Below are 22,087 nucleotides of genomic sequence, written 5' to 3'. Positions count from 1 at the left end.
CTCGCTGAGTACTGGCCCGAGGCGACTCGCTAGCCTGGCTGCGTGACCGATGTGGTGGTGGTGGGCGGCGGGTTCGCAGGCATCTCGGCCGCTGTCCGCATCGCGAAGATGCGTCACCGCGTCGTCCTGCTCGAGGCTGACGACCGGCTCGGCGGCCAGCTCAGGCCGTACGAGGTGGACGGATGGTCGTTCGACCGCGGGTGGTCCGAGCTCACGCTGCCTGCGACGCTGCGCGACCTGTTCAAGAAGTCGGGACGCCCGATCGACCGCGTGCTCGAGCTGACCTCCTTGCCCGTTGCCCGACGTCACGTCTTCGACCGCGGCATGGTGCTCGACCTGCCGGCAGGCAGCCGCGGCGCCCAGACCGAGGCGGTCGACGAGGTCCTCGGCAGCGGGGCGGGGTCGCGATGGACCCGGTGGGTCGACGAGTTCGACCCGGTCTGGGAGGTGCTGCGCCGGGCGGCGCTCGGCGGGCCGCTGGTGGGGCGTGCGTCGTTCGACCGGGAGCAGTGGCGCACCCTGCGCCCGCGCGCGTCGCTGGACCGCGCCGTCCGGCGCGGCCTGCGCAACCACCACCTGCGCGCGCTGGTGCTGGACCGGCACCGTCTCGACGGCCAGCACCCGCGCTCCATGCCCGCGTTCCTCGGCGCGTACGAGCTGGTCGAGCGGTCGTTCGGGCGGTGGCGGATCGAGGGCGGCACGACTGCCCTGCTCGAGGCTCTCGAGCGGCGGCTCCAGGAACGTCGCGTCGACGTCCGCCTCGGCGTGCGCGCACACGACGTGGTCGCCGGTGACGTCGTCACGGGGGTGGTGACCGACAACGGGACGGTCCCCGCCGACGTCGTGGTCTGGGCGGCACCCGCCGGCCCCGGAGGCCGTGAGGAGACCGACGCGCTCCCCCGTGTCCCGTCGGCACGCACCTACCTCGGGCTCGGCCCGTACGCTCCGGTGCTCGCGCAGCAGACCGTCGTCCACGGCACCCCCGTACGCATCATGCCGAGCGCGACGCACACCGGCCGCGGCCAGTCGTGGACCGTCGAGCACTCCGGTGCCGAGGATCCCGTCGTGACGTTGCACCGGGTCGGCATCGACGTCGGCGACCACGTCGAGCGTCGCGAGGACGTCGGGCCGGGTGACGCCGTCCGTCGCCACGGAGCACGTGACGGGTGGCAGTGGTCCGGCTGGCGTACGGCACTCACGGTGCCCGGCGTCGGCACTCAGCCGACCGGACTTCTGCGTGTCGGGGTCAACGCCCACCCGGGACCGTCGACGGAGCTCGTCGCGCTGGGCACCGCGGCGGCGTCGGAGACGCTACGGCCGTGACGCAGGACGGTCGTGCGGCTGCGCGTGGGACCACTCCTGCCGGAGACCGCGCAGGATCGAGAGAAGGTAGCGGGGACGCTCGATGCCGTCGTCCTCGACCGTGCAGGCGGCGACGGCGAACGCCGCTGCGACCAGGCCGCTGAGCCACCAGACCACCGCGAGGGTGTCGCCACGGACGCCCTCGGTGAGGTACAGGTAGGCACAGCCGACGAACACGGCGGCCCCGATCATTCCGCCGAGCACCAGCATCCCCCGCTTGCGGTGCTGCTCCCGAGTCACGTCTTCAGGATCGCACCGCCCAGGGTCATGCGCCGGACGTTGTCGGATCCGGGCGTGTCGTACGTCACACCGTGGCGACGGCGAGGCTCTCGAAGATGCGGCGCGTCGCGGACGAGCGGTTCAGCGTGTAGAAGTGCAGCCCCGGCGCGCCGCCCTCGAGCAGCGCGTCGCACAGCTCGGTCGCGATCAGCGTGCCTTCCGCGCGCAAGCCGTCGGGGTCGTCGGCCCACGGCTGGAGGCGGGCGACCACCGACGCGGGCACCGGGTGGCCCGACAGCTCGGCCATCCGGGTGATCTGCCCGAGGTTGGTGATCGGCATGATGCCGGGGACCACCGGGATGTCGCAGCCGCGGGCACGCACCCGCTCGACGAGCCCGAAGTAGTCCTCGGCCAGGAAGAAGAAGTCGGTGACGACGAACTCCGCGCCGGCGCGCGCCTTGGCCACCACGACGTCGGCGTCCGCATCGAGGTCCGCCGCCTCGCGATGACCCAGCGGATAGGCGGCGGCGCCGATGCAGAAGCTGCCGAGGCCGGCGACGAGGGCGACGAGCTCGTCACCGTGGTCGAGGCCCCCCGGGTGGGACGACCACGGTGATCCCGGACCGCCGACGGGATCGCCGCGCAGCGCGAGGATGTTGCGGACACCGGCCGCGGCGTACTGGCCGAGCACCGTCCGGAGCTCGTCGCGGCTCTGCCCGACGCAGGTCAGGTGACCCATCGGACGCAACGTCGTCTCGGTCGCGATGCGCTCGGTGATGCGTACGGTGCGGTCGCGGGTCGAGCCACCGGCCCCGTACGTCACGGAGACGAACGTCGGACGCAGGGGCTCGAGCTGTCGGATCGCGGTCCACAGCGCGCGCTCGCCGACGTCGTTCTTCGGGGGGAAGAACTCGAACGAGAAGCTCGGCGCGGACGCGGCGATGTCCTCGCTGAGACGGCGTGGGGTCGACATGCGGCCCACTCTAGCGAGGCCGGATGCACTCTCCGAGGTGCCGACCGCGTGCCGGGACGTCGGTAGGGTGACGACGTGACTGCCTCTCCCGACTTCGCGACCCGCGTCGGCGCCGACCTCGAGGCCTTCATGGCCGTGCAGCGCGAGCGTCTCGCCCCCCTCGGTCCTCGGCTCGTCCCGTTCCTGGACTCCGCTGCCGAGGCCACCACGGGCGGCAAGCGGCTGCGCGCAGCGTTCTGCCATGCCGGCTGGACGGTCGGTGGCGGCAAGGGAGACGACGCGGCGGTGGTCCGAGCCTCGGCCGCGCTGGAGCTGCTGCAGGCGAGCGCGCTGGTCCACGACGACGTGGTCGACGCCTCGATGACCCGTCGCGGCAAGCCTGCCGCGCACGCAGCCTTCGCGATCGCGCACCGCGGGTCGGGCTGGTCCGGAGACCCCGACGCGTACGGCGTGGGTGCGGCCATCCTGCTCGGCGACCTGCTGCTGTCGTGGTCCGACGAGATGTTCAGGACGTCGGGCTTCTCGCCGGAGGTCGTGGCTCGCGCCACCCCGTACCTCGACGCCTGCAAGACCGAGGTCGTCTCGGGCCAGTTCCTCGACCTCGTCGGCCAGGCGATCGGCGCGAGCTCCGTCGAGGAGGCCATGCGGATCGTGCGCTACAAGGCCGCGAAGTACACGGTCGAGCGTCCGCTCCACCTCGGTGCCGCGCTCGCCGGTGCGGGCCCGGAGACGATCGATGCCCTCAGCGCGTACGCGATCCCGGTCGGCGAGGCGTTCCAGCTGCGCGACGACGTGCTGGGCGTCTTCGGCGACCCTGCCGTCACCGGCAAGCCGGCCGGCGACGACCTGCGGGAGGGCAAGCGCACGGTGCTGGTCGCGCACGCCTACGACCGCGCGACGGTCGAGCAGCGTGCCGCGCTCGACCTCGGACTCGGCGATCCCGACCTCACGCCGGCGGCGGTCGACCGGCTCCGCGACGTCATCCACGACACCGGTGCGCTGGCGCTCCTCGAGGACGACATCGCCGCGCTGGAGGACCAGGCCGCGAGCGCGCTCGCCCTGGCGCCGCTGGCCCCGTGGGTCGACGTGCTGTCCGACCTCGCCAACCGCGCCGTACGCCGCAACGCCTGAGCGGCGCCCCGGCGGACGCTCAGAACGTCAGCGACTGCGCGCGGCGGCGCACCTCGCGCCCGCGTCCCTCGCGGAGCGCGTCGATCGGGCGGCCGGGAAGCGTGTCGTCCGCGGTGAAGAGCCAGACGGCCGCCTCGTCGTCGGTGTAGCGCGCATCACCCAGCAGGACGAGCGTCCCGCGCAGACCGTCGACGGGCAGACCGTCGACGAACAGCAGAGCAGGCACCCGGGGCTGCGAGGACGCCGCGCTCTTGACGGCGAGCAGGTCCCGCTCGCGCACCTTCTGGCGCACCCGGCTCACGGTCGTGCCGAGCAGCTCAGCCGCCTCGTCGAGCGACAGCCACTCCTCCACGAGCTCGTCGAGCTGCGCTCGCGTCGTCGATGCCGGTGCCGTGTCGTCAGCCATGGGACAAGACTCCCACGACCGCGCGGTCCCGCCTCCCTCGGTCGGCACGGACGCTCACCTACACTGATGCGGGGCCGTTCCGCCCGTGCTGGCCTGCCTGCACGGTCGCCGACCCCGACGACGTACGAGGAGGTGACCGTGACGACGCGCGACGACGATCTGGTGGGGCGGGTCCTCGACGGTCGCTACTACCTCCGCAAGATCCTCGCCCGGGGCGGCATGGGCACGGTGTTCCTGGCCACCGACACCCGCCTCGACCGGACGGTCGCCGTCAAGGTGATGCAGGGCGGCGACGCCGACATCGACTTCAACGAGCGCCTCAGCGCGGAGGCCCGCGCCGCGGCGCGGCTCAGCCACCCGAACGTGGTCGCGGTCTTCGACCAGGGCGACGACGCCGGGGTGCTCTACCTCGTGATGGAGTACGTCCCCGGCCACACGCTGCGCGACGTCATCAGCCGCGAGGCCCCGCTCCCGCCGCGCCGCGTGCTGTCGCTGATCGACCCGCTTCTCGTCGCGCTCTCCGCCGCCCACGACGCGCGCATCATCCACCGCGACGTCAAGCCGGAGAACGTCCTCATCACGCCGAGCGGTCAGCTCAAGGTGGCCGACTTCGGGCTCGCCCGCGCGATCACGTCGACGTCGCAGGCGACCACCGGTGTCCTCATCGGGTCCGTCTCCTACCTCGCGCCCGAGCTCGTCCTCAACGAGGGCGCCGACGCACGCTGCGACGTGTACGCCGTGGGCGCCGTGATGTTCGAGCTGCTGACCGGCCAGAAGCCGCACACCGGCGAGACGCCGATCCAGGTCGCCTACCAGCACGTCCACGCCGACGTGCCCGCGCCGTCGACCCTCGTCGCCGGCATCCCGCCGTACGTCGACGCCCTCGTCGCGCGCGCCACGGCCCGCGACCGCGACCAGCGCTCGGCGGACGCCCGGGTGCTCCTGCACCAGCTGCGACGCGTGCGGTCCGCACTCGAGGCAGAGCTGGTCGACGACGTCGAGCTCACCCAGGACCTCCAGCTCCACCGCGTCGCCGCGGCGATGGCAGGCTCCGACGGCTGGCCCGGTCCCGACACGGCACCCGGTGCCGACGACTGGTCGACGGGCGTCGGAGAGTGGTCCGGCGGCGACGGCGGTCCGGCCGCCGCGACGGCGGTCGCAGCGGCGTCGGCCTCATCGGTATATGGCGACACGGCGACCCCCGAGGACTCGACCGCGCTCTACCGACCGGGCCCGCCCGAGGCGTACGACTCCGGCTACGAAGCGACGCGTGCCGTGACTCGCGACGCCGCCGGCATCCCGGCTCCCCCTCTCGCGCACACGCGCGCCGCCACCCGCTACGACGACAAGCACCGGCGGGGCCGCCGCATGCTCGTCACCGTGCTGGTCCTGGCGCTGCTGGCCGCCGGCCTCGGCTGGTGGTTCGGCGTCGCACGGTACGACTCCGCCCCCGACCTCCTCGGCATGCCGGTCGCGCAGGCGCGTGCCGAGGGTCAGCGCGCGGGCTACACCGTCGACGACGGGGACGAGGCCTTCAGCGAGACCGTCCCGCGCGGCTCGGTGGTCTCGACCGACCCGGGGCCCGGCGACCGGATCCTCCCCGAGGGCACGATGACGCTGACGGTCTCGAAGGGTCGGGAGCGCTATGCGGCGCCCGACGTCGAGGGCATGTCCGAGGAGGAGGCAGAGGCTGCTCTCGCCGAGGTGAAGGCGGTCGTGGGAGAGGTCGAGCGCAAGTACAGCGACACCGTCGACTCGGGGGACGTGATCTCGACGTCGTTGCCGGTCGGGCGGATGATCCGGCCCGACACCGAGGTCGACCTCGTCGTCAGCAAGGGTCGCAAGCCCGTGACGGTGAAGGACTACACCGGCAAGCCGGTCGACGGCGCCCAGGCGAAGCTCGAGAAGGCGGGCTTCGAGGTGGACGTCGAGCGGGTCTACGACGACAAGGTCCCGAGGGACCAGATCATGGCGCAGGACCCGGCGAGCGGCACCGCCTACAAGGGCGACACCGTGACGCTGACGGTGTCCGACGGCCGGGAGCCGATCGAGGTGCCTGGCGTGATCGGCAAGAACGTCGACGATGCCCGCGCGATCCTGGAGGCGGCCGGCTTCAAGGTCGAGGTCGAGAAGGAACGCATCCACTTCGGCAGCAACCTGGTGTCGCGTCAGTCGCCCGGTGGCGGCGACGAGGCGCCCCCCGGGTCGACGATCCTGCTTCGGATCGTCTGACTCCTACCGTCTGGACGGTAGGTAGGATGCTCCGGTGCCCTCCTCCCCCGCGTCCGGCCCCGTGACGCACGCCCGCAACCCCATCGGGTCCCACGTCCCGGTCGGCCCGGGACTCGCACGCGGTGCGTTCCCCGCGATGCGGCACATCGGCGCCGACACGCTGCAGGTCTTCGTCGGCAACCCCCGCGGCTGGGCGGCGTCCCCGGGCGATCCCGCGCAGGACGCGCAGTTCCGCGCGCTGTGCTCCGCCGACGCCGTGCCGGCCTTCGTCCACACCCCGTACCTCGTGAACCTCGGCAGTCCCAACCCGGCGACGTACGAGAAGTCGGTGGCGACCGTCGCCCACAACCTCGCCCGCGCGGCGGCGATCGGCGCGCGCGGGGTCGTCGTGCACACCGGGTCCTGCGTCGACGACGGCGCGTACGACACCGCCCTCGCGCAGGTGCGTCAGGGGCTGCTCCCGCTGCTCGACGTGCTTCCGGAGGACGGGCCCAGCCTCCTCCTCGAACCGACCGCCGGGCAGGGCCGCTCCCTGTGCGCGCGGATCGACGACCTCGAGCCGTACCTCGAAGCGCTGGACCACCACCCTCGGATCGGCATCTGCCTCGACACCTGCCACGCGTTCGCCGCCGGTGAGCCGCTCGATCAGCCCGACGGCGTCGCGGCCACCCTCGACCGGCTCGTGGAGATCGGTGGCGAGGGACGCCTCCAGCTCGTCCACGCCAACGACTCCGAGGACCTGCGCGGCAGCTTCAAGGACCGCCACGAACGGATCGGCAAGGGCCACATCGGTGTGGAGGCGTTCGCGGCGATGTTCGCGCACCCGGCCACCGCGGGCGTGCCGTTCGTCCTCGAGACGCCCGGCAGCAGCCAGGCCTGGGCGGAGGACGTCGCGCTGCTGGCCGGCCTGCGCGACCGCGGAGCGACGTCGTGAGCGGGGACGCACCGGTGCAGACCCGCCCGTACGGCCTGCTGGCCGCGGCAGCGCTGCTGAGCGTCACCGCCGCGTGGGGATCGACGTTCTTCCTGATCAAGGACCTCGTCGAGGTCGTCCCGCCGCTCGACTTCCTCGCCGTCCGGTTCGCGATCGCCGCGGCGGCGCTGTTCCTCATCCGCCCGCGCGCCGTGCTCGCCCTCTCCCGCGAGAGCCTCGTACGCGGCGTGGTGCTCGGTGTCGTCTACGGCGGCGCACAGATCCTCCAGACCGTCGGCCTCGAGCACACCGACGCGAGCGTGTCGGGGTTCGTCACCGGGATGTACGTGGTCTTCACGCCGATCCTCGCCGCGCTCGTCCTCCGGCAGCGCGTCGGCGGTCCCGTCTGGATCGCGGTGGTCGTCGCGACAGTGGGGCTCGCGTTCCTGTCGCTCGACGGCTTCTCCGTCGGGTTCGGAGAGGGCATCACGCTGCTGTCGGCTGTGCTCTACGCCCTGCACATCGTCATGCTCAGCGCGTGGACGTCGGCGCGCGAGGCGTACGCGCTCGCCGTCGTCCAGATGGCCGTCATCTCGCTGATGTGCCTCGTGCTGACCGCCCCGAACGGCGTCGTGCTCCCGCAGACCGGTGGGCAGTGGACGAGCATGGTCTACATGGCGCTCGTCGCCGGGGCGTTCGCGATGCTCGCGCAGACCTGGGCGCAGGCTCACCTGCCGGCGACGCGGGCGGCGATCATCATGTCGATGGAGCCGGTGTTCGCGGCGGCGTTCGCGATCGGCTTCACGGACGAGACACTGACGACGAGGACGCTGGTCGGCGGCGCGATGGTGCTGGCGGCGATGCTGCTCGCCGAGGCGGCGCCACGCAGGCACATCGAGGCCGAGGTCCCTCACCTCTCCCAGTAGGCCCGCGAACGGTCAGCGGAGGCGGTCGACGACGAACTCGAGCGGCGGGTCTGCGATGACGTCCTGAGCCGCGACGACCTCCATCTCGCCGGCACCCGTACGGCGGGTGTGGTCCAGGATGCCGAAGATCGACGACGCCACCTTCGCCAGCGCGTCGGGGACGTCCATCCCGGACTGCAGCAGCCGTCCGAGGAACATCGACGTCGTCGCGTCGCCGGAGCCCGCGACCACGTTCATCTCGAGCTTCGGCGTCGTGACGACGTACGCGCCCGTATCGTCGACCGCGACCATGGAGATCGTCTGCTCGCTCGGGTCGAGCACCTCGACCGACGTGACCAGGACGATTCGTGGGCCCCGCGCCCGCAGCGCGTCGACGGCCGCGAGCAGAGCCTCGAGCGTGCCGACCTCGGCGCCGGTGAGCAGCTCGAGCTCGAACTGGTTCGGGGTGGTGATGTCGGCGGACGGGATGATCCGGTCGCGCATCAGCTCGGCGATGCCCGGCCTGACGTAGACGCCGCGACCGCGGTCGCCGATCACCGGGTCGGCGCAGTACAGCGCCTGCGGGTTCGCGGCCTTCACCTTCGCGACCGCGTCGAGGATCACCTCGGCGATCTCGGGCGCGCCCTGATAGCCGGAGAGCACCGCGTCGAGGTAGGGGAAGACGCCACGCTCCCCGACGCCCGTGATGACGTCGGCGACCTGCTGCGCCTCGAAGACGGTGCCGCGCCACACCCCGTAGCCGGAGTGGTTCGAGAACGCGACCGTGTTGACGGGCCACGTGTCGACGCCGAGCCGCTGGAGCGGGAAGACGGCCGAGCTGTTGCCGGCATGGCCGTACGCGACGGAGGACTGGATCGAGAGCACCTGCACGCTGCTCAGCGTACGGCCTGGCGTAGGTTCGCAGCGTGCCGACCGACACCGACAGCCACTTCTACGAGCCGCGCGACGGGCACGGCCTCCCCCACGACCCGTTCAACGCGATCGTCGCCCCCCGCCCGATCGGCTGGGTCTCGACCCGCGGAGAGGACGGCGTCGTCAACCTGGCGCCGTACAGCTTCTTCAACGCCTTCGCCTACTCGCCGCCGATCATCGGCTTCGCGAGCACCAGCCGCAAGGACAGCGTCACGAACGCCGAGGCGACGGGAGCGTTCTGCTGGAACCTCGTCACCGAGGATCTGGCCGAGGCCATGAACTCCACCTCGGCGATGGTGCCGCCCGACGTCGACGAGATCGTCCTTGCGGGCCTCACTTCGACGCCGGGGCGCGTCGTGGACGTTCCGTACGTCGCCGAGAGCCCGGTCGCGTTCGAGTGCCGGACCTCGCAGGTGATCCGGCTGACCGCTGCGGACGGCGCACCCGCACAGAGCTGGCTCACGCTCGGCGAGGTCGTCGGGGTGCACATCGCCCGCGACCTGCTGGTCGACGGCGTGTACGACACCGCCGCCGCGCGTCCGTTGCTGCGCGGGGGCGGACCGACGGCCTACTTCGGGATCCGGCCGGAGCAACGGCTGGACATGCGCCGCCCGGGCTGACGGACGCTCAGCGCTGGCGCAGCATCTCCGCGACGAGGAAGGCGAGCTCCAGCGACTGCGCGCGGTTGAGGCGGGGGTCGCACAGCGTCTCGTAGCGGTGAGCGAGGTCGGCCGCCACCAGCTTGCTGCCGCCGCCGACGCACTCGGTCACGTCGTCGCCTGTCAACTCGACGTGCACCCCACCGGGCCACGTGCCGAGGGAGCGGTGCACCTCGAAGAAGCCTCGGACCTCGTCGATCACGTCGTCGAACTCACGGGTCTTGTAGCCGTTGTCGGTCGCGAAGGTGTTGCCGTGCATCGGGTCGGTGATCCAGGCGACCTGCACGCCGGCAGCGTGGACCTTCTCGACGAGCTCGGGCAGCAGGTCGCGGATCTTGCCGGCGCCGAAGCGCGTCACGAACGTGAGCTTGCCGGGCACGTTGTCCGGGTTGAGCTTGCGGGCGTACGCCAGGGCGTCGTCCGGAGTCGTCGTGGGGCCGAGCTTGATGCCGACGGGGTTGGCGATGCGGCTCAGCAGCTCGACGTGGGCGCCGTCGATCTGGCGGGTGCGCTCGCCGATCCACAGGAAGTGACCGGACACGTCGTAGAGGCTGCCCGTGCGCGAGTCGACGCGGGTCAGGGCCTGCTCGTACTCCAGCAGCAGCGCCTCGTGGGACGAGTAGAAGTCGACCGTGTGGAACTCGTCGGGGTCGATGCCGATCGCGTCCATGAACGCGAGCGCCTTGTCGATCTCGGCGCCGACCGACTCGTACTTCGCTCCGACCGGGCTGTTGCGGACGAAGTCGGAGTTCCAGGCGTGCATCTTGCGGAGGTCGGCGTAGCCGCCCTGCGTGAACGCGCGAGCGAGGTTCAGCGTCGCCGCGGACGCGTGGTAGACCTCGAGCAGCCGCTGCGGGTCGTGCGCGCGGGACTCGGGGGTGAAGTCGAAACCGTTGACGGCGTCGCCGCGGTAGGCCGGCAGCGTCACGCCGTCGCGGGTCTCGGAGTCGCTCGAGCGCGGCTTGGCGTACTGGCCGGCGATGCGTCCGATCTTGACCACCGGCACGCTCGCCGCGTACGTCAGGACGACCGCCATCGACAGCAGCACACGGAGCTTGTTGCGGATGTTGTCGGCGTTGACGCCGTCGAACGTCTCCGCGCAGTCTCCGCCCTGGAGGACGAACGCCTCACCACGGGCCACCGCACCGAGCTTCTCGCGCAGCTGGTCGGCCTCGCCGGCGAACACGAGCGGCGGCATCTGGCGCAGACGGGCCACGGCAGCGTCACGGGCGGCGGGGTCGGTGTACGTCGGCTGCTGCGCGGCGCCGAGCGCGCGCAGCTCCTCGAGGGTCGGGATGCTCACCGTCCCAGCGTACGCCGCGGGGCCGCCGCGCCCGTGCGCTGCCCGTTCGGCGGACAACGGCTCAGCCGAGCAGCGCCTGGACCTCGGCGTACTGCTCGGGCGGCACTGTCTTGAGCCTGCCGACACCGTCGGCGAGCGGCACACGGGCGATCTCGTCGCCCCGCAGCGCCACCATCGACCCCCACGCTCCGGCGCGCACGGCGTCGACGGCATGCAGGCCGAAGCGCGTCCCGAGGACCCGGTCGTACGCCGTCGGCGTGCCGCCGCGCTGCAGGTGACCGAGCACGACGGCGCGGGTCGAGACGCCGGTCGCCTGGCCGATCTCGGCGGCCACGTGGTCGCCGACCCCGCCGAGCTGGACGTGCCCGAAGGCGTCGGTGCCGGCCCGGGTCAGAACCTCCTCGCCGCCCTGCGGCACGGCCCCCTCGGCGACCACCACGATCGGCGCACGGCCCTGTGCGGTGACGCGGGCGCAGCGCGCCACGACCTCCTCGACGTCGAAGGCCTGCTCGGGGATCAGGATGGCGTCGGCGCCGCCAGCCAGCCCCGCTCGGAGCGCGATCCAACCCGCGTGGCGCCCCATCACCTCCACGACGATGGCCCGGTGGTGCGACTCTGCCGTCGAGCGGACCCGGTCGACTGCCTCGGTAGCGATCGCCACGGCGGTGTCGTGCCCGATCGTCACGTCGGTGGCCGAGAGGTCGTTGTCGATGGTCTTGGGGATCCCGACGACGGCGACCCCCTCCGCGGCGAGCGCGTGGGCGACGCCGAGCGTGTCCTCGCCGCCGATCGCGATCAGCGCGTCGCACCCCGCGGACACCAGGCCTGCCTTGACGCGGTCGATGCCGTCGTCCATGCCCACCGGGTTCGTGCGCGACGACCCGAGGAGAGTGCCGCCGCGGTCGAGCACGTCCAGCACGTCGTCCGGACCGAGCGGTCGGGCGTCGGAGTCGAGGGGGCCTCGCCACCCGTCGCGGAAGCCGAGGACCTCCATCGGAGTGTCGTGCTGGGCGGCGCGGACGATGGCCCGCAGTGCCGCGTTGAGTCCGGGGCAGTCTCCGCCGCCGGTCAGGACGCCGACTCGCATTCGTTCCTCCGTCTCGCGGGCGCCAGGGGGCGCGGGCGTGGTCGCGTGATGAGTCCTGGCCGGCACCGGGTCGTGGCTAGTCGTCGAGCCCGCGCTCGATGGCGTAGCGGACCAGCTCGACCCGGTTGTGCAGCTGCAGCTTGCGCAACGTGTTCTGGACGTGGTTCTGGACGGTGCGGTGGCTCAGCACCAGGCGCTCCGCGATCTGCTTGTAGGTGAGGCCCTTGGCGACCAGGCGCAGCACCTCCGTCTCGCGGTCGGTCAGCCGCGGCGCGTCGGGCTCGTCGGTCGGTGGCGCCTCCGACAGGCGGCGGTACTCGCCGAGGACGAGCCCGGCGAGGCCCGGCGTGAAGACGGACTCGCCGCGCGCCACAGCCTGCACGGCGTCGAGAAGCGCCTCGCGCGACGCGCTCTTGACGAGGTAGCCGCTCGCGCCCGCCTTCACGGCGTCGAGGACGTCCTGCTGCTCGCCGGAGGCGCTGAGGACCAGCACCTTCGTGTCGAGCCCGCGCTGCGTGAGGGTGGCCGTCACCTCGACGCCGTCGGGCGCGGGGATGTTGAGGTCGAGGAGAAGGACCTCGGGGCGGGTGGCGAGGACGCGGTTGATGGCCTCCGTGCCGTTGGCTGCGGTCGCCACGACCTCGAGACCGGCCTCGGTCAAGTCACGTGCGACGCCTTCGCGCCACAACGGGTGGTCGTCGACGACCATCACGCGCACCATGCGCGAAGACTATCGCTTCGCGGTGGCAGGAGGCACCTGCGCGAGCGGGACGCAGAGCTCCCACTCGCACCCCTGCCCGGCCGTGTCGATCAGCTCGGCGGTGCCACCGAGGTCGCGCAGGCGCCCCTTGATCGAGTTGGCGACACCGAGCCGGCCCTCGGACTCGGCCTGCTCGAGGCGGCCCGGCGGGATGCCCGGGCCGTCGTCGCGCACGCTGACGACCAGCCGGCCGTCGCCCGTCTCGAGCAGGATCCATGCCGAGGTCTCGGCTCCTCCGTGGACGAGCGAGTTCGAGAGGCAGGCCCGTACAGCGTCCACGATCTCGCCGGCGACGTCGGGCGGCAGCAGCAGCGGCCGACTCGGCGTGGCGACGCTGACCTGCGGCCCCGCCAGCTGGTCGAGTGCCCGGCCGAGATCGGCGAGCTCGCCGTCGGTCGAGACCTCCTCGCGGGCCCGGGACTGGATGAGGTTGCGCAGCGCGAGCTCCTGCTCCCCGGCGAGCCGACCCAGCTCGGCGGCGTCTCCCCCGATCTCGGCGCCGCGACGCTGGACCAGCGCCAGCACCTGCAGGACCCCGTCGTGGACGGCGCGCGCGAGGCGCTCACGCTCGGCCGCGGTCGCGGCGATGCGCTCCGCCTCGACCCTCTGCACGGCGGCGACGCGCAGCGCGTGCGCGCAGTAGCCGACCAGCATCGCGGCGAGCACCATCAGGAAGATGTTGCCGACGGTCGACGAGTTCACCGAGGGACGCATCGTGACGTCGACGCTCTGCACGATCGCGGTGGCGAGGAGTCCACCCGTGACGCCCCAGCGCACGGCCCAGCAGAGCACGACGGTGGTCACCCAGTACGTCGTCAGCGTGAACGTGTGCGCGGCGAGCATCTCGTCGGTGTGCGTGTACTCGGTCGCCCGCAGCAGCGTCAGCGTGATCACCATGTCGACGATGAACACCCACGTCGCACGGTGGCGCGGCTCGTACAGCCAGGTGACGATGCCGGACCACACCACCATGACGCCGATCAGCACCCAGGCTGCGCCGGGATGCTCGAAGTCGCGCCAGCGCGCGGCGTTGACGCCGACGGCGTAGACCAGCGTGACCGCTCGGAGGACCGTCAGCACCCGGAAGAACTGGTCGTCGACCTGCTGCGCGGCGCGCGTGATGCGGTCCATCTCGCCGTCCCTACGACGCCTTGGGAAGCTCGCGGACCTCGGGGTCGGCCGGGTTCTCGGGCTCGGGCTTGCGCGAGCGGGACGCGTACGTGTCGACGTACTCCTGTCCTGACAGGCGCATGATCTCGTACATGATCTCGTCGGTGATCGCCCGCAGGACGTAACGGTCGTCGGCCATGCCCTCGTACCGGCTGAAGTCGAGCGGCGTGCCGAAGCGGACCGACGGGCGGGTGTAGCGGCCGAAGATCTTGCCGGGCGGCGCCACCACGTTGGTGCCGGTCACCGCGACCGGGATGACCTGCACCCCGGACTCGAGCGCCAGTCGGGCGACGCCCGTGCGGCCTCGGTAGAGACGGCCGTCCGGCGACCGGGTGCCCTCGGGGTAGATGCCGCACACCTCGCCCTTGTTGAGGAGGCGGAGCTGGGTGAGGATCGCTCCCTCGGAGGCACGCCCACCCGTACGGTCGATCGGCACCTGCCCGGTCCCGGAGAAGAAGTTCTTCTGGAACCATCCCTTGATGCCGGGCGTGGTGAAGTACTCGGCCTTCGCGACGAAGGTGACACGCCTCGGGACGACGAGCGGCATGAAGAGCCAGTCGCTGTACGAGAGGTGGTTGCTCGCGAGGATCACCGGCCCCGTGGTCGGGACGTTCTCGTTCCCCGTGGCCTCGGGGCGGAAGATCAACCGCAGCACCGGGCCGAGGATCACGAACTTGAGCAGCCAGTAGAGCAAGAGATCTCCTCCTCGATCAGCGAAAGCGTACAGCGCCTGGCGCCCGGCGCTGTACGGACGGCCGGGGCCTGGGCGAAGATGGGGCCATGCCCGACTCCTCCCCGATCCATCCGCTCGCGCACCCGATGTCCGCCGACGGCGGCCGTACGGGGGTGCTCCTCGTCCACGGCTTCACCGGCTCACCTGCCTCGATGTCGCCGTGGGGGCACGCGCTCGCCGAGCAGGGCATGACCGTACGGGTGCCCCGGCTCCCCGGTCACGGCACCACCTGGCGCGAGATGAACACCACACGCTGGGAGGACTGGTACGCCGAGGCCGACCGCGCGCTGACCGAGCTCCGGGCGCGCTGCGACCACGTGGCGGTCGCCGGGCTCTCGATGGGTGGAGCGCTGTCGCTGCGGCTGGCGGAGCAGCGCCCGTCCGACGTCGACGCCCTGGTCCTGGTCAACCCTGCGGTCAACCTGGTCGACCGTCGCCTCGCCGCGCTCCCGGTGCTCCGGCACGTCGTGGCGTCGCTGCCGGGCATCGGCAACGACATCAAGAGGACCGGCGTCGAGGAGTCCGGCTACGACCGGACGCCGCTGCATGCGCTCTGGTCGCAGACCCGGCTGTGGGCCGACGTCCGCGCCAATCTGCACCGGGTCTCGCAGCCGTTGCTCCTGTTCCGGTCGACGGAGGACCACGTGGTCGACCCGTCGTCGGCGCGGATCATCCTGGCGGGCGTCTCGTCGGCGGTCGCGATCGAGACGATCCTCCACGACAGCTACCACGTGGCCACGATCGACAACGACGCCGAGCGGATCTGGACCGAGTCGGCGGAGTTCATCGCCCGGCACACCGCCGGCTCCACCCGAGAAGGCGACCCGGCCCGATGAGCGGCACACCGACGTCGGACGACGAGGAGTTCGAGCGCATCGTCGCCGGGCTCGAGCTGTCCGTCCCCGAGCCCCTTCCGGACCGCGACACCCCTGCCGACCCGCCGGGCGCGCCGGACCCTCACGACCTGCTCGCTCAGCACGGCACGTTCCAGCCCCGCTGGTCCGACCCGGTCCCCGACGACGGCGATGACGAGTGGGGCGAGGGCGACTTCGTCCCGCCTGACCCCGGCCCGCTCCCGCACGGCGACCGGTGGAGCCGCCTCGCCTGGGGCGGCCTCCTCGGCGTCCCCGCGCTGCTGTTCGTCCTCGCCATCAGCGGTGCTCCCGTGCCAGGGGTCGTGCCGGCGCTCGCGGTCGTCGGATTCGTGGTGGCGCTGGTCGTGCTGCTGGTGCGTCGCGGCGACCACGACCGCGGCGACGACCCCGACCACGGCGCGGTCATCTGACGCGGACGCGACCACCTGGAGCGCGTCAGAGCGTGAACGCCTCGCGGAACCGCATCAGCGCGACGTCGGAGTCGCCCGACGCCCACGCCTCCATCGCCACCACACCCTCGTAGCCGGCATCGGCGAGCGCGCGGGCGACGTACGACCAGCGCACCTCGCCGGTGCCCGGCTCGCAGCGGCCGGGGACGTCGGCGACCTGGACCTCCCCGAGGTACGGCGCAGCCTCGCGTACCAGCTCGACGAGGTTCCCCTCGCCGATCTGCGCGTGGTAGAGGTCGAGGTTCATCCGCAGGCTCGGGCTGCCGACAGCCCGGACGAGGGCGAGCGTGTCTGCGGCCCGGGCGAACGGGGTGCCGGGGTGGTCGACGGCGGTGTTGAGGTTCTCGAGGACGTACGTCACGCCCTCCTGCTCGGCCAGCGCGGCGAGGCGCTCCAGGGTCCGCAGCGCCGCCAGCCACATGTCGCCCGTCACGACCTCCACGGGCCGCACGGGGATGCCGCCCTCGCCGAGACCCGTGCCGTGGACGTTGAGGGTCGGGCACGCGATCCGGTCGGCGAAGGCGATCGACTCGGCTGCCGTCCGGAGCAGGTCGTCGGCCCCCGCCTCGGTCACGAGGTCACCGGTGACGTAGCCCGTCATCGACGTGAAGCGTGCCTCGGTCGCGACGAGGGCGTCGGCGTCCTTGGTCGTCCAGTCCCAGATCTCCACCGCGAAGCCCGCCTCGTGGAGGCGACGGACGCGCTCGAGGTGAGGCAGGTCGAGGTGGACCATCTCGGAGCACACCGCGAGCGTGAAGGTCACGCGGCGACCCCCACGTCGACCCCCACGCGGGAGCCGGTCTGCATCGACGCGATGCAGGCCTCGGCCACCGCGAACGCCGCGCGCGCGTCGTCACCGGTGACGGACGGTGCGCGCCCCTCCCCCACCGCGTCGACGAACTCGTCGAACTCCGCGGCGTACGCGTCACCGAGCAGGGCGACGTCGCTGTGGGTCGTGCGCGCCAGGCGCCCCGCGGAGGCGTGCAGCCGCATCGACGAGCTCGCGCCGTCGCCCGCGGTGACCATGCCGTGCGAGCCGAGCACCTCGGCGCGGACGTCGTACCCGTACGCGGCGGCGAAGCACGCCTCCGCGGTCGCGATCGCCCCGTTGTCGTAGCGGATCACGACGACCGCCGAGTCCAGCAGCCCCGACGGCCGGAACTCCGGCGCGACCAGGGCGTCGGCGGTCGCGAGCACGTCGACTGCTCGTGCACCGGGGTTCAGCCACGCCAGCGTGTCGAAGTCGTGGATCAGGGTCTGCGTGAAGATCGTCCACGGCGGCACCGCACCGGGATCGGGCGGGCCGTCGCCGGGGTCGCGCGTGAGCGAGCGGAGCATGCGTACCGAGCCGACCGCTCCGTCGGCAATCGCGTCGCGCGCCTCGCGGAAGTCGCGGGCGAACCGTCGGTTGAACCCCACCTGGAACGCCACGCCCGCCGAGGCCGTCGCGGCCCGGGCGGCGTCGATCTCCGCCAACGACATGCCGGCCGGCTTCTCGCAGAACACGTGCTTGCCCGCCTCAGCGGCGGCGACCACCAGCGCGGAGTGCGATGTCGACGAGGCAGCGACGACGACCGCGTCGACGTCGTCCGCCCCGAAGATCGCGTCGGGCGTCGTCACGCCGCGCGCCCCCAGCGGCCCGGCCAGCGCCTCGGCGGCACCCGGGCGGGGGTCGGCGACGGCGACCAGGTCAGCGCCGTGGACGCGTTCGGCGAGCGTGCGCGCGTGCGCCGCACCGATGCGTCCGGCACCCACCAGCCCGATCCTCACCCTGCTCATCGGACGCCCTCGTCGTAGAGGGACGGCCGGTCGACCGGCGAGACCGCGTGGCGTTCGCCGCTGTGGAGCGCCGCGACGCCCGCCTCGGCCACCACGTTGGCGAGATAGCCGTCCCAGGCGCTGGGGCCCTCGGCTCCACCGGCGAGCGCCGCGCGCGACCATGCGAGGAGCTCGACCCGGTACGCGTCGGCGAAGTGGGCGACGAAGTCGGAGCTGACCTCCACCCCGTCCGTGCCGGCCGACCGGAGGCTGACCGGCACCGCGGGTGCGAGCGAGGCGGTCCCCGCCGTGCCGACGACCTCGCACCGTACGTCGTACCCGTAGGCGGCGTTCACGAACACCTCCACCGTGGCGAGGATCCCGGAGGCCATCTCGATCACGGCCAGCTGCGGGTCCGGCAGCCCGTCGGCTACCGGTGACGTCACACGGATGCCGACGATGCGGTCGTCGAGGAGCCACGGGACCGTGTCGAGCTCGTGGATCATCGAGCCGGTCACGATCGAGGCGCCGGTGGAGCCGGGGCCGGACGCAGCGTTGCGGTGGACGTTGTGCACCATGCGAGGCTCGCCGAGCAGCCCCGCGCGGAGGGTCCGCTTGAGCCGGGCGTAACCCGGGTCGTACCGGCGCATGAACCCGACCTGGACGAGCCTGCGGCCACCGGCGACCTCGGCCTCGACGACACGCAGCGCGTCGTCCGCCGTCACCGCGAGCGGCTTCTCGCACAGCACCGGCTTGCCCGCCGCGAGGCAGGCGAGGACGAGCGCCGCATGGGTGGAGTCCGGGGAGGCCACGACGACGGCGTCGACGTCGGCCGAGTGCACGAGCCCCTCGGCCGACTCGGCCACGCGCCCTCCGGCGAGCTCGGCGACCTGCTTGGCGCGGTCGGTGTCCCGGTCGAAGACCTCGGTCACCCGGGTCGACGGGACGGCCTCCGACAGCGTGCGGACGTGGTCCGCACCCATCGCGCCGACCCCGACGACCCCGACCCTCAGTTCGGCGCTCACAGGCTCACCCACCGGCGCTCGGCGACCGACGTCCCGAGCGCCTCAACGGTCTCCGCGGCGACGACCGCGTCGTGCAGCGTCGCGCCGTACGGCTTGCCGTCGGCGATCGACCGGACGAGCCGCTCGGCCTCGATCACCTTGAGGTCGTCGTAGCCCATCGCGATGCCCGTCCCCGGCTGGAAGGCTCCGAGCTCGCCGTCGCGCGGCGTCGAGAACCACGTCGCGTACGAGGCGTCCTGGTAGTCCTGGTCGAGGCACACCCGCAGCTCCCCCATCCGTCGGAAGTCCCAGGCCAGCGCCCCGCTGGTGCCGTGCACCTCGATGCCGTACGTGCACTGCTCCCCCACCGACGCGCGGCTGGAGACGAGCGTGCCGCGCGCCCCGCCCGCGAAGCGCAGCAGCGCCCCGACGTAGTCCTCGTTCTCCACGTCGAGCAGCGGGCCCTCGCCGCCGCGAGAGAAGTGCGAGGCGGCGCCGACCGCCGGCGGTCGCTGTGCCACGAACCGTGCGTCGTCGGCCACCAGCTCGGCGATCTCGCCGACGACGTACCGGGCGAGGTCCGCCGCGTGGCTGACGAGGTCGCCCAGCACCCCGGATCCGGCGTACGCGTTCTGGAACCGCCACGAGAGCGCACCCTGCGGGTGGGCCGCGTAGTCGGAGCAGAACCGGACGTCGACGTGGGTCACCGTGCCGAGACGGCCGCTCCCGACGAGCTCGCGCGCGCGCTCGACGGCCGGCGCGTTGCGGTAGTTGAAGCCGACCGCCGACTGCACTCCAGCGGCCTGCACCGCGGCGGCGACGGCGCGCGTCTCCGCCGCGCTGCGCCCCACCGGCTTCTCGATCCACAGGTGCTTGCCCGCCTCGGCGACGGCGACGCCGATCTCGGCGTGGACGTAGTTCGGGCCGGTCACGGACACGACGTCCACGTCGTCACGGTCCAGCAGGTCGTGCCAGTCGGTGTAGGTGTGGGCGAACCCGTACGCGGTCGCCCCGCGGGCGATCCGGTCGTCGTCGGCGGGATCCGCGACGGCGACGAGACGTGGCCGCAGCGGCGCGGCCGGGTAGTGGTGGAGGAGGCGAGCGTACGCCCGGGTGTGGGCCTCGCCCATCCACCCGAGGCCGACGACCCCGACGCCGAGGTCCCCCGTCATCCCCGGGTTCCTCCGTCCGGCTGCGAGCCGGCGTCCATCGCCGCCTCGACGCCCGCCGCGTCCGCCTCCATCTCCTGGGCGATCGTCGAGTCGGCGCCGAGGTCGCGGCTGAGCTCGTGGCTCAGCGCCTCCAGCTCGGCCCCGCCGGCCATCATCGCGGTGAGCTCGTCGAGCGTCATCTCCGCCTTCGGGAAGTCGCCCATGCTGCGACCGCGACGCAGCAGCACGAAGCGGTCGCCGACCGGGTACGCGTGGTGCGGGTTGTGCGTGATGAAGACGACGCCCAGGCCACGCTCGCGGGCCTTCGCGATGTACTTCAGGACCACTCCCGACTGCTTGACGCCGAGAGCAGCGGTGGGCTCGTCGAGGATCAGCACGCGCGCGCCGAAGTAGACCGCTCGGGCGATCGCGACGCACTGGCGCTCACCGCCCGACAGCGTCCCGATCGGCTGGTCGACGTCGCGCAGGTCGATGCCCATGCCGGCGAGCTCGCTCTTGGTGATGCGCTTCATGGCGTCGATGTCGAGGCGCCGCAGCGGGCCGGCCCCCTTCGTCGGCTCCGACCCGAGGAAGAAGTTGCGCCACACCGGCATCAGCGGCACGACCGCCAGGTCCTGGTAGACCGTGGCGATGCCGAGGCTGAGCGCGGCCCTCGGGCTCGAGAACTGGCGCGCGATGCCGTCGATGAGCAGCGTCCCCTCGCTGTGCTCGTGAGCACCGGCGAGGATCTTGATGAACGTCGACTTGCCGGCACCGTTGTCGCCGAGGATGCACGTCACCTCGCCGGCCTTCACCGTCGTCGTGACGTCGCTGAGCGCGATGACGTTGCCGTAGCGCTTGCCGATGTCCTTGACCTCGATGATCGGGGTCCCTGGGGGCGGCGGCGCGCTCGTGCTGACGTCGTCCGCCTTCTGGTCCTTGCTCGCAGCGCTCATCGTGCGTTCTCCGCCCTCTTGCGAACCCAGTTGTTGATCAGGCAGGCCCCGAGGAGCATCACGCCGAGGACCGCCTTCAGCCAGTTGCTGTCCCACCCGGAGTACGGGATGCCCTGGTTGACCATCCCGTAGATCAGGGCGCCGAGCGCGGCGCCGATCGCCGAGCCGTACCCGCCCGTGAGCAGGCAGCCGCCGACGACGGCGCAGATGATGTAGATGAACTCCTGGCCGATGCCCGTGTTGCTCTGCACGGTGGACGTACGGAACAGCACGAGCATGCCCACGATCCAGCCGGCGAAGGCCGTGGTCATGAAGAGGCCGATCTTCGTCCGGAACACCGGGACGCCGACCTGGCGTGAGGCCGCCTGCGCGCCGCCGACCGCGAAGATCCAGTTGCCCGCCCGGGTCCGCAGCAGCACCCACGACGCGATGATCGTGACGGCGATCCACCAGATCACCGAGACGTGGATGGTGGCGCCCCCGACCGAGAAGGTCGATCCGAAGATCTTCTGCGGCTGGTCGTAGTAGGGGACGTTCGACATCCCCTGGATCGCGACCTGGCCGATGATCAGCTTGACCAGCGCGAGGTCGATGCCCTGGAGGACGAAGAACGTGCCGAGCGTGACGATGAAGCTCGGCAGACCCGTCTTCATGACCATGAAGCCGTTGAGGGCACCGACCGCGAGCGCGAGCACCAGCGCCAGCAGGATCGCGACCCAGATGTTCACGCCCCAGTGCGTCGTCATCACCCCGACCGTCAGCCCCGTGAACCCGGTCATGACACCGGCGGAGAGGTCGAACTCGCCGCCGATCATGAGGAGCGAGACGGCGACCGCCATGATCCCGATCGTCGACGACGTCTGGAGCCACGTGCTCGCGCCGGCCGGCGTGGCGAACGTCTCCGTGGTCAGCGCGAAGAAGAGGAAGACCACCAGCGCCGCGATCAGGGCGCCGATCTCGGGGCGCTTCAGGAGCCGCGCGAGCGGCCCCGTCGTCGCGACGCGTTCGTCTGGGGGTGCCGTTGCTGTTGCCATCGTCGGTCTCCTGTCACGGCGGGGTCTGAAGGGGCGGCGGGGTCGGAGGGGGTGGTGGGGGCCGCGCGCCGGCG

The 22,087-nt window shown here is 72.3% G+C and carries 23 protein-coding genes; 8 read left to right on the top strand and 15 right to left on the bottom strand.

Annotation, left to right across the window (positions count from 1 at the left end):
* Positions 1-42 precede the first annotated feature (42 nt).
* Positions 43-1,323 carry a phytoene desaturase family protein gene (locus tag AB3M34_RS09085; protein ID WP_370619196.1) on the top strand — a complete coding sequence of 427 codons (1,281 nt, stop codon included), beginning with the start codon at positions 43-45 and terminating at the stop codon, positions 1,321-1,323.
* Here AB3M34_RS09085 and AB3M34_RS09080 read toward each other — a convergent pair.
* Positions 1,312-1,602, bottom strand: coding sequence for a hypothetical protein (locus AB3M34_RS09080; protein ID WP_370619194.1), 291 nt, complete (start codon positions 1,600-1,602; stop codon positions 1,312-1,314). The two genes, AB3M34_RS09085 and AB3M34_RS09080, sit on opposite strands and share 12 nt — an antisense overlap.
* Before the next feature lie 64 nt (positions 1,603-1,666).
* Positions 1,667-2,554, bottom strand: a complete 888-nt coding sequence (metF, locus tag AB3M34_RS09075; protein ID WP_370619192.1) for a methylenetetrahydrofolate reductase [NAD(P)H] — start codon at positions 2,552-2,554, stop codon at positions 1,667-1,669.
* Positions 2,555-2,629: 75 nt separating this feature from the next.
* Between metF and AB3M34_RS09070 the strand changes: the two genes are divergently transcribed.
* A complete protein-coding gene (locus AB3M34_RS09070; protein ID WP_370619190.1) occupies positions 2,630-3,685 on the top strand; it encodes a polyprenyl synthetase family protein in 1,056 nt (351 codons plus the stop codon).
* A 19-nt stretch (positions 3,686-3,704) separates the two neighbouring features.
* Here the strand turns inward: AB3M34_RS09070 and AB3M34_RS09065 are convergent, their stop codons facing one another.
* A complete protein-coding gene (locus tag AB3M34_RS09065) occupies positions 3,705-4,091 on the bottom strand; it encodes an Rv2175c family DNA-binding protein (protein WP_370619188.1) in 387 nt (128 codons plus the stop codon).
* A 138-nt stretch (positions 4,092-4,229) separates the two neighbouring features.
* Between AB3M34_RS09065 and AB3M34_RS09060 the strand changes: the two genes are divergently transcribed.
* The 3 genes from AB3M34_RS09060 to AB3M34_RS09050 are packed head-to-tail and all read left to right on the top strand — an operon-like array spanning position 4,230 to position 8,162.
* On the top strand, positions 4,230-6,323 hold the full coding sequence (locus AB3M34_RS09060; protein WP_370619186.1) for a Stk1 family PASTA domain-containing Ser/Thr kinase: 2,094 nt from the start codon (positions 4,230-4,232) through the stop codon (positions 6,321-6,323).
* Between the two features lie 34 nt (positions 6,324-6,357).
* Entirely contained in the window at positions 6,358-7,257 is a 900-nt protein-coding gene (locus tag AB3M34_RS09055) for a deoxyribonuclease IV (RefSeq protein WP_370619185.1), read from the top strand.
* Positions 7,254-8,162 (top strand): DMT family transporter, encoded by a 909-nt coding sequence (locus tag AB3M34_RS09050; RefSeq protein WP_370619183.1) that lies wholly within the window; start codon positions 7,254-7,256, stop codon positions 8,160-8,162. The genes AB3M34_RS09055 and AB3M34_RS09050 overlap by 4 nt, the downstream gene beginning before the upstream one ends.
* A 12-nt stretch (positions 8,163-8,174) precedes the next feature.
* Here AB3M34_RS09050 and pdxY read toward each other — a convergent pair whose 3' ends face one another.
* Positions 8,175-9,032 carry a pyridoxal kinase PdxY gene (pdxY, locus tag AB3M34_RS09045; protein WP_370619182.1) on the bottom strand — a complete coding sequence of 286 codons (858 nt, stop codon included), beginning with the start codon at positions 9,030-9,032 and terminating at the stop codon, positions 8,175-8,177.
* 35 nt (positions 9,033-9,067) lie between these two features.
* Between pdxY and AB3M34_RS09040 the strand changes: the two genes are divergently transcribed.
* The gene (locus AB3M34_RS09040; RefSeq protein WP_370619180.1) at positions 9,068-9,694 is read left to right on the top strand and encodes a flavin reductase family protein; all 627 of its coding nucleotides are present in this window, start codon (positions 9,068-9,070) and stop codon (positions 9,692-9,694) included.
* A gap of 7 nt (positions 9,695-9,701) precedes the next feature.
* On the opposite strand, the gene AB3M34_RS09035 is transcribed toward AB3M34_RS09040, so the two are convergent.
* From AB3M34_RS09035 to AB3M34_RS09015, 5 genes are all read right to left on the bottom strand, one after another.
* Positions 9,702-11,036, bottom strand: a complete 1,335-nt coding sequence (locus tag AB3M34_RS09035) for a class II 3-deoxy-7-phosphoheptulonate synthase (RefSeq protein ID WP_370619178.1) — start codon at positions 11,034-11,036, stop codon at positions 9,702-9,704.
* Positions 11,037-11,097: 61 nt separating this feature from the next.
* Positions 11,098-12,123 carry an ATP-dependent 6-phosphofructokinase gene (locus AB3M34_RS09030; protein WP_370619176.1) on the bottom strand — a complete coding sequence of 342 codons (1,026 nt, stop codon included), beginning with the start codon at positions 12,121-12,123 and terminating at the stop codon, positions 11,098-11,100.
* A gap of 76 nt (positions 12,124-12,199) precedes the next feature.
* The gene (locus AB3M34_RS09025) at positions 12,200-12,844 is read right to left on the bottom strand and encodes a response regulator (RefSeq protein WP_149769019.1); all 645 of its coding nucleotides are present in this window, start codon (positions 12,842-12,844) and stop codon (positions 12,200-12,202) included.
* A gap of 9 nt (positions 12,845-12,853) precedes the next feature.
* Positions 12,854-14,014: a MacS family sensor histidine kinase gene (gene macS / locus AB3M34_RS09020; protein WP_370619174.1), complete on the bottom strand. Its 1,161-nt coding sequence runs from the start codon at positions 14,012-14,014 to the stop codon at positions 12,854-12,856.
* A 10-nt stretch (positions 14,015-14,024) separates the two neighbouring features.
* The gene (locus tag AB3M34_RS09015) at positions 14,025-14,747 is read right to left on the bottom strand and encodes a lysophospholipid acyltransferase family protein (RefSeq protein ID WP_370619172.1); all 723 of its coding nucleotides are present in this window, start codon (positions 14,745-14,747) and stop codon (positions 14,025-14,027) included.
* An 86-nt stretch (positions 14,748-14,833) separates the two neighbouring features.
* On the opposite strand from AB3M34_RS09015, the gene AB3M34_RS09010 reads away from it, so the two are divergent.
* Both AB3M34_RS09010 and AB3M34_RS09005 read left to right on the top strand, forming a co-directional pair.
* Complete coding sequence (locus AB3M34_RS09010; protein WP_370619171.1) at positions 14,834-15,622, top strand: alpha/beta hydrolase; 789 nt, start codon at positions 14,834-14,836, stop codon at positions 15,620-15,622.
* Positions 15,619-16,071 carry a hypothetical protein gene (locus AB3M34_RS09005; protein ID WP_370619169.1) on the top strand — a complete coding sequence of 151 codons (453 nt, stop codon included), beginning with the start codon at positions 15,619-15,621 and terminating at the stop codon, positions 16,069-16,071. The genes AB3M34_RS09010 and AB3M34_RS09005 overlap by 4 nt, the downstream gene beginning before the upstream one ends.
* A gap of 25 nt (positions 16,072-16,096) precedes the next feature.
* Here the strand turns inward: AB3M34_RS09005 and AB3M34_RS09000 are convergent, their stop codons facing one another.
* From AB3M34_RS09000 to AB3M34_RS08975, 6 genes are read right to left on the bottom strand one after another with little or no spacing between them, the layout of a single operon-like run.
* Positions 16,097-16,873: a TIM barrel protein gene (locus AB3M34_RS09000; protein ID WP_370619168.1), complete on the bottom strand. Its 777-nt coding sequence runs from the start codon at positions 16,871-16,873 to the stop codon at positions 16,097-16,099.
* Positions 16,870-17,889 carry a Gfo/Idh/MocA family oxidoreductase gene (locus AB3M34_RS08995; protein ID WP_370619167.1) on the bottom strand — a complete coding sequence of 340 codons (1,020 nt, stop codon included), beginning with the start codon at positions 17,887-17,889 and terminating at the stop codon, positions 16,870-16,872. Before AB3M34_RS08995 ends, AB3M34_RS09000 begins: the two co-directional genes overlap by 4 nt.
* A complete protein-coding gene (locus AB3M34_RS08990; protein WP_370619165.1) occupies positions 17,886-18,893 on the bottom strand; it encodes a Gfo/Idh/MocA family oxidoreductase in 1,008 nt (335 codons plus the stop codon). The genes AB3M34_RS08995 and AB3M34_RS08990 overlap by 4 nt, the downstream gene beginning before the upstream one ends.
* Positions 18,890-20,044: a Gfo/Idh/MocA family protein gene (locus AB3M34_RS08985; protein ID WP_370619163.1), complete on the bottom strand. Its 1,155-nt coding sequence runs from the start codon at positions 20,042-20,044 to the stop codon at positions 18,890-18,892. The genes AB3M34_RS08990 and AB3M34_RS08985 overlap by 4 nt, the downstream gene beginning before the upstream one ends.
* Positions 20,041-20,979, bottom strand: coding sequence for an ATP-binding cassette domain-containing protein (locus AB3M34_RS08980; protein ID WP_370619162.1), 939 nt, complete (start codon positions 20,977-20,979; stop codon positions 20,041-20,043). The genes AB3M34_RS08985 and AB3M34_RS08980 overlap by 4 nt, the downstream gene beginning before the upstream one ends.
* Entirely contained in the window at positions 20,976-22,013 is a 1,038-nt protein-coding gene (locus tag AB3M34_RS08975; RefSeq protein WP_370619160.1) for an ABC transporter permease, read from the bottom strand. The genes AB3M34_RS08980 and AB3M34_RS08975 overlap by 4 nt, the downstream gene beginning before the upstream one ends.
* Positions 22,014-22,087: the final 74 nt, after the last annotated feature.

Origin of the sequence: Mumia sp. Pv4-285 (genome assembly GCF_041320275.1) — a bacterium.
GTDB classification, from domain to species: domain Bacteria; phylum Actinomycetota; class Actinomycetes; order Propionibacteriales; family Nocardioidaceae; genus Mumia; species Mumia qirimensis.
Note: the sequence above shows the minus strand (reverse complement) of the source record. Positions and strands in the feature narration are given on the sequence as shown.

Excerpts from the sequence above, each read along its gene's own strand:
- metF (WP_370619192.1), bottom strand. The coding sequence starts at position 2,554 with ATGTCGACCCCACGCCGTCTCAGCGAGGACATCGCCGCGTCCGCGCCG.
- AB3M34_RS09065 (WP_370619188.1), bottom strand. The coding sequence starts at position 4,091 with ATGGCTGACGACACGGCACCGGCATCGACGACGCGAGCGCAGCTCGAC.
- AB3M34_RS09030 (WP_370619176.1), bottom strand. The coding sequence starts at position 12,123 with ATGCGAGTCGGCGTCCTGACCGGCGGCGGAGACTGCCCCGGACTCAAC.
- AB3M34_RS09025 (WP_149769019.1), bottom strand. The coding sequence starts at position 12,844 with ATGGTGCGCGTGATGGTCGTCGACGACCACCCGTTGTGGCGCGAAGGC.
- macS (WP_370619174.1), bottom strand. The coding sequence starts at position 14,014 with ATGGACCGCATCACGCGCGCCGCGCAGCAGGTCGACGACCAGTTCTTC.
- AB3M34_RS09010 (WP_370619171.1), top strand. The coding sequence starts at position 14,834 with ATGCCCGACTCCTCCCCGATCCATCCGCTCGCGCACCCGATGTCCGCC.
- AB3M34_RS09005 (WP_370619169.1), top strand. The coding sequence starts at position 15,619 with ATGAGCGGCACACCGACGTCGGACGACGAGGAGTTCGAGCGCATCGTC.
- AB3M34_RS08995 (WP_370619167.1), bottom strand. The coding sequence starts at position 17,889 with ATGAGCAGGGTGAGGATCGGGCTGGTGGGTGCCGGACGCATCGGTGCG.
- AB3M34_RS08985 (WP_370619163.1), bottom strand. The coding sequence starts at position 20,044 with ATGACGGGGGACCTCGGCGTCGGGGTCGTCGGCCTCGGGTGGATGGGC.
- AB3M34_RS08980 (WP_370619162.1), bottom strand. The coding sequence starts at position 20,979 with ATGAGCGCTGCGAGCAAGGACCAGAAGGCGGACGACGTCAGCACGAGC.
- AB3M34_RS08975 (WP_370619160.1), bottom strand. The coding sequence starts at position 22,013 with ATGGCAACAGCAACGGCACCCCCAGACGAACGCGTCGCGACGACGGGG.